This window comes from Psychromonas sp. SR45-3, from assembly GCF_014163575.1.
Taxonomy (GTDB): Bacteria; Pseudomonadota; Gammaproteobacteria; order Enterobacterales; family Psychromonadaceae; genus Psychromonas; species Psychromonas arctica.
Genome location: NZ_JACJDP010000050.1, coordinates 21,007 through 27,659 on the forward strand (window position 1 = coordinate 21,007; position 6,653 = coordinate 27,659).

At 38.0% G+C, this 6,653-nt stretch carries 4 protein-coding genes and 1 pseudogene; 3 read left to right on the plus strand and 2 right to left on the minus strand.

Translation table 11 applies throughout. The features are described from left to right. Nucleotides 1–19 precede the first annotated feature (19 nt). The 3 genes from hpaH to H5084_RS17685 all read left to right on the plus strand — a co-directional run bounded on the left by hpaH (nt 20) and on the right by H5084_RS17685 (nt 2,784). Nucleotides 20–823: a 2-oxo-hept-4-ene-1,7-dioate hydratase gene (hpaH, locus tag H5084_RS17675; protein WP_182691961.1), complete on the plus strand. Its 804-nt coding sequence runs from the start codon at nt 20–22 to the stop codon at nt 821–823. 12 nt (nt 824–835) lie between these two features. Next, the gene (locus H5084_RS17680) at nt 836–1,633 is read left to right on the plus strand and encodes an aldolase/citrate lyase family protein (RefSeq protein WP_182691963.1); all 798 of its coding nucleotides are present in this window, start codon (nt 836–838) and stop codon (nt 1,631–1,633) included. 401 nt (nt 1,634–2,034) lie between these two features. Then, a complete protein-coding gene (locus H5084_RS17685) occupies nt 2,035–2,784 on the plus strand; it encodes a helix-turn-helix transcriptional regulator (protein ID WP_156916047.1) in 750 nt (249 codons plus the stop codon). Between the two features lie 7 nt (nt 2,785–2,791). Here the strand turns inward: H5084_RS17685 and H5084_RS17690 are convergent, their stop codons facing one another. After that, nucleotides 2,792–4,729 carry an FAD-dependent monooxygenase gene (locus H5084_RS17690; RefSeq protein ID WP_182691965.1) on the minus strand — a complete coding sequence of 646 codons (1,938 nt, stop codon included), beginning with the start codon at nt 4,727–4,729 and terminating at the stop codon, nt 2,792–2,794. Between the two features lie 579 nt (nt 4,730–5,308). Continuing rightward, nucleotides 5,309–6,301, minus strand: a pseudogene (locus tag H5084_RS17695) (integron integrase). Between the last annotated feature and the right edge of the window lie 352 nt (nt 6,302–6,653).

A 6,653-nucleotide genomic window follows, 5' to 3' on the forward strand; every position in this document is an offset into this window, starting at 1 on the left:
TAATGGGGAGAGTTTTTTTATGCTCAGTCAACAAATCATTGAACAAGCTGCAATTGACCATTTACAAGCTGAAGTGAGTACTACACAAGGTAAACCATTATCCATTAAATACCCTGATATGACCTTAGAAGATGGCTATGCAATTCAAAAAAGTTGGGTAAATAAAAAAATCGAACAAGGCCAAAAAGTGGTCGGTTACAAAATTGGATACACTTCACGCGCCATGCAAAAGGCATTAAACATTAATGAGCCTGATTTTGGTGTATTACTTGATAGCATGGTTTATAACGATGGCGATCAAATTGAGGTGTCTAAATTCTGTGATCCTCGAATCGAAGTTGAACTTGCCTTTGTGTTAAAAGATCGTTTAGAAGGTGAAAACATCACCATTTTTGACGTGTTAAATGCGACCGACTATGTGGTGCCTACGTTAGAATTGATTGATGCTCGAACTCATCGTAAGGACCCTGAAACAGGTTACACTCGAAAAGTGATGGATACCGTGGCTGACAATGCAGGTAATGCTGCGATCATCATAGGTGGCCGCCCAATTAAGCCATTAGATATGGATTTACGTTGGTGTGGTGGTATCTTAAATATTAATGGCGTAGTTGAAGAAACAGGCCTTGCGGCAGCGGTTCTTAATCATCCTGCTAATGGTATTTGCTGGGTTGCTAAACGTTTTGCACCACACGGTATTTCACTTGAACCAGGGCAGATTATTTTATCAGGCTCTTTTACTGCGCCAGTGGCGGTGAAAGCCGGTGATACAGTAAATGCTGATTACGGTCCATTAGGTACTATCTCTTGTCATTTTGTTTAAGAAGGGCTGTTAATGAAATTACCAAAAAATAAATTTAAACAAGCATTAAAGTCCAACAAAACCCAGTTTGGGTTGTGGATGGGATTACCAGACACCATTTGTGCAGAGATAGGTGCCGGTGCTGGTTTTGATTGGTTGTTAATCGATGCAGAACATGCTCCCTATGACTTACGAGGTATCCAAAGCCATTTACAAGCAATAGCACCTTATGATGTGCCTGCGATAGTAAGACCGCCGGAAGGAACGACTGCGAGTATTAAACAGTTACTTGATATTGGTGCACAGACTTTATTGATACCTATGGTTAATACCGCAGAGCAAGCGAAGCAGTTAGTAAAAGACTCTTTATATCCACCACAAGGCATTAGAGGGTTGGGTACATCCATGGCACGCGCTGCGCATTGGAATGGTATTGAAGGCTACTTACAAAAAGCAAATGATGAAATTTGTCTTATTGTGCAAGCGGAAACCAAGCAAGCTATCGATAATTTACAAGAGATCGTAAATATCGAAGGCGTTCATGGAGTGTTTATTGGCCCTTCTGATTTATCAGCTTCTATGGGTTATGTTGGTAATCCAGGACATCCTGAAGTGGTTGCTGCCGTTGAAAAAGGCATTAAAACAATCTTAAAAGCAGGCAAAGCAGCAGGAGTATTAGCCGTTGATAAAACATTGGCTGAAGGCTATGCCGCAATAGGAGCTAGTTTTGTTGGTGTGGGTGTGGATGCAAGTTTATTAGCAACGTCTTTGCGTAATCTTGCTAGTCAATATTGTGATGAAGATGGAAAAGAAATTACAGCGAGCTATTAGTCGTTAAATATTAATTGCTAAAAATTAATCGCTAGTTGTTAAACATTAGCTACTAGCGATTAATCAAACATTTGAACATAATATTCATTTCATCATCGCATTTATTTTAGTCGGTAAGTTTAACGACTAAAACCCACCTAAGCATATAAAAAGTGATGGTTAATATTCCTATATGACTATCATTTTCTGCTCATTGTTTATCGTATTATTTTGCAATCGTTTGCAGTAGCTAAATAATCATTTGTAGTCATTAAATAATAGTTTGTAGTAGTGCAGCTGTTGGCGACGCCTACTTTCAACCTTTCGGTATCGGTTTTTAAACATAGTGCGAGTAATCCCTAATATTTCATTGGCAAACTTTATAGAAGGTACATATTTTGGAAAAATTTCAAAGTGATCAAATGAGTGAATCAACTACGAATTTACTCGACTATACAACGCGTTGCATTCAACACGCGGGTACAGACGCATTCTATCTACCGTTTTTTGAAATGATTAAACATTATTTTGGTGCAGACCAATGTTCGGTCTTTTTCTTGGGAGAGCGATCTACTATCGAGTGTTTACTTTCGCGTGATTTTCACGACGATTTACTTGCTCGTAATTTATCGAATGCTTACGTTGAAGGGGCTTACAATTCCGATCCAAACTTCCCTCTTTTGAACGCTTTACCTGTTGGTGAAACAACCATATCGCATTTTCAAGATTTTAAAATCGGTATGGTAGATAGTTATCAAGAGCATTTTTTTAAACAAAGTGACCTTGCTGATAAGGTGAGTATTTTAACGGCTGATAAAGTGGGTAAATATTATATTAACCTTTATCGCCGCAAAGGCCGTCAATCCTTTATGCAGCAACGCCTTTTTAATGATCCTAGTGAAGCAAACTTATTGGCTGCCATTATTAGCCAGCATTTTCGTTTAACTAAACAAATTAATAATGATGGACCTTTATCGTTTCTTTCAGAAAGAGAACGCCAAGTTTGCCAAGGTATTTTGTGTGGTAAAAAAATGGAAGCAGTGGGAGCTGACGTAGGTATTGCAACCAGTAGCGCGATCACCTATAAAAAACGCGCTTTTATCAAGCTCGGGATAACAAGTCGAACCTCCTTGTTCAACTTGTGCCACAGAAGCATGGTATTAGAAAGTTAAAAGTGATCTATTGATTTGCTGGGATCATAAACGTATCGAAGAACTCAGCTAGTTTCTCATGTTCATCTAACGCTAATATATTGCCAATGTGTTGATCAGGTCGAACAACAACCATACAACCTTGCTCACGGTTTATACCACGTAGTTCAAAAACATCATTACCTGGCTCTGCATGGAATACTTTCTCATAATCTCTTAACCCATAGATACCTTTAGCGGGCCATAGGAAGTCATGCATATTCTCAATTGACAGGTCTGCTTGCTGGAACACTGCGTAGACATCTAATATTGAGTCAATGTCTGCATCCGCTGGTGTATATCTTTTGACAGGTGATGAGTCTGCCGTCGCTAAAAACTCTACCAATTGATACGCCGCAGAGGAGCTATCACCTGGATTTTGTTTATTACCAAAAATAAAGATTCTCCAGCGGCCATCGGCTTTATTTAAATGACCTAAATGTTCTCTTCTACCATCTGCAACACGAATAGCTTCAGCAGAATGAAAACGTTGCCCAATTTTTAAGCCGGTGGCTAACTGTTGATTTTCTGCTCCCATACAAATGTAAGAAGGGTTGTATTCAATTGAGGTTCCGGAAACAAAGCCATTTTGTCTGGCCATAAATTTTTCAATATCTGCGGTATTGGTTTTCGCTTCTGGAGCGCTTTCATTCGACGTTGGTTGTGTGGCAACCAGTTTTGATAATTGCCTATCTGCTTCTATTAACTGCAACGCCACTTTACGACGCTCAATGGCATAGGTTTGTAATAATTCAGGCTTACATTTACCCTGTAAAACGGACGCGACTTTCCAACCGAGATTAAAAGTATCCGGTAAAGACGTATTTAGCCCCCAACCGCCTTTAGGGCTATGAGTATGACATGCATCGCCCGCAACAAATGCGCGTGGAATACGACCATCAGGATTATCTAAGGGAGTATCATCAAATTTCTCAGCAATACGTTGGCCCACTTCATAAATAGACCACCAAGCAACTTCTTTAACATCGAGTTTATATGGGTGCATAATTTGCTGTGCTTTAGCAATCACATCTTCTGCTTTAAGGTTGAGATCCGCCGCACGTTGATCTTTACCTAACAACCCAAGCTCAATATAGAATCTGACTAAATACCCACCTTCACGCGGGATAGTCATCACAGCGCCAAATTCTTTTGATTGAATAAAGCTTTTAACACGAATATCAGGAAAGTCAGTCACTAATAATAGATCCATCACACCCCAAGCTTTATTCGCGGAATCTCCTTTTAAGTCAATTGATAGGCCACGGCGAACTGAACTCCGTGCTCCATCCGTTCCTACAATATATTTAGCTTTCACAATTTCTATTTTTGGAGAGTCAGAGCCGTCATTTAATTCAAATTTTGCTGTAATAGGGTACGCATCTAAATCTTGCGTTAGGTCTTGATCAACATCTAACTCAATGAGTCGTCGACTATAATGAGGAACCAAACCAGTCACCGAGTTTTTCATGCCCTCTAATAACAATTCATGCAGACGTGCTTGGTTGACAATACCATGTGCAAACTCAGACAAACCAATGCGCGCATCTGCTACTTTATGTGTGCGCTTAATTTGTTCTGGGTGCTCACTGTCAGGCTCCCAAAATGTATTCTGGTTTAATCGATATGCTTCTTTAACAATCATTTCACTGCTGTTAAAGCCTTCCATAATCTCAATAGTACGGCATGATATTCCATCGGCACGACCAAACTGCAGTGGGCCATCTTCTAAATCAGCAATACAGGTTGTAATATCATTAAATTCAGACAGCTGTCTTGCCATTGTTAGGCCTGCAGGTCCACAACCCACAATCAATACATCGACCTCTTTTGGCAGGTCTACAATAGGTGGAGTAGGGGCCGGCTTTCTAATCGAATCTGGAATTTGATAGTTACCTGGTTTAAAACCATTCAAATGGTATTGCATAAAATAATCTCCTAACTCATCAATAGTCTGTGCTGTAAATAGTGTTTTTTTATAGTAAGTAACTCTATATGAATTGGTCCATTCAGACTGTCATCTAAAAAAGGGGACATATAAAAAGAAGAATCAGTAATCTATCTAACACTTTGAAATTAAATAACTAAATTATTTTACTGTAATCAAAATTAGCCTCAGTGCCTACCCTTATCTTCCTTCAAGCAAGTTAAAGTGTTAACTAGATCTCCACTAATAAAGATTGAGGAGGATTTGTTAATCGGTTTGGGTGGTAGCTTTTTATTTTACGGCTTATACATGGCGCCTAGCTTATAAGTAAGCGAGTTCTGAGATAAATAAAAGCTGTTCGATAAAATAGATAAATTAGAGGTTGGTGTAGTTGTACTGATGTAGTTATATTGTGGCTAAGCCATTAGCCACAAATTTATCGTCCCGTTCTAGGTTGTTCGGGTTAATGTTAAAACGTGGAAAACGGCACAAAACAGCTTAATAAATTATTAGGTTTGTTATTTCTAAGGTACTAAAAGTCTTAAAGAATATTCTTTTTACATAACAATTAAGCTTGTCTTATTTTTGATCAATCATTAAATCGGATAGCGGGCTTCTTACGCAATTTGCACCAGCTTGTAATACATGAGTGTAAATTTGTGTAGTACGGATATCGGAGTGCCCTAATTGTTCTTGAACCGTGCGGATATCAGCACCGCGCTGTAATAGATGTGTTGCAAAAGAATGGCGCAAAGTATGACAAGTAACTTGCTTATTAAAGTTTAACTTACGCGCTGTATATTTAATCGCTTTTTGAATATTTGTTTCGTGAATATGATGGCGTCTTAAATTATTAGTCCCTGGCTCTATAGAAAGGCGCACTGAAGGAAATAAATAATGCCATTTAAATTCTTTAGCAGCATTCGGGTATTTACCCGCTAAAGCATGAGGTAAAAAGACACCTTTATAATCACTTCTTTGCATATCTTCTTGATAATACAACTTAGCTTTCATTATTTGATTTTGTAAAGACTGCTTGAGTTCTGGCGCTAAGGTTACACGTCTATGTTTACCACCTTTAGCATGCCAAATATTGATCGATAAATAATCAAAGTCAAGATCCTGAATTCGTAATCTAGCCGCTTCCATTAACCTTAACCCACTACCGTATAATAAATAACAAGGCAGTGAGACCGCTGCTGGGACTTCTCTCAATAAGCTAGTAACTTCTTCAGGGGTTAATACGATGGGCAGTTTCGGTTGTGTACTTGTTTTATTAAAGTTTAATTCTAACGTTAATGGTCTATTCAAAAACTCGAGATATAAATAAACTAATGAGTTTAGTGCTAGTGTCTGTCGTTATTTAGAATAAAAAGGTGGAGCTACTTTTTTTGTGTTAGCAAGGTAGGAAAGAAAAGACTCAACTTCGGTATTATGGCAATTAAATGGGTGCTGCTTATTAATAAAATAGATGTAGGATCTTATCCAATGAATATAAGATTTAATGGTTTTTTCTGCATAAAACTTTAAACGCATATTTTCGGCAACGGCACTTAAAAATGGAGATTTCATTTTCATTTCCTCATCGTAACAAAGTGGTGTTTTTATATACAGTGTAGTTGTTGTTCCGTATTTCCGTCGAAAATACGGAATTATTCGGTTTATTTACATGATGAGTATTTGATAATTTATCGTAAGATATTGATTTATTAATTTTTAAGTGTAATGTTCAATTAATTTTGTCAAATTAAACTATTCCGTATTTCCACCGGAAATACGGAATATTTCTGTATAATAATCTGTTGAACGAAGCCGCTTTGCGGCAGAAGGAACAAAACTTAAATATCATTCATACTTACTTCCTACATCACTTTTCCGGTGATGCTTAATAGGAGTTTAAGCAATGAATACTTCAGAAAAGCAA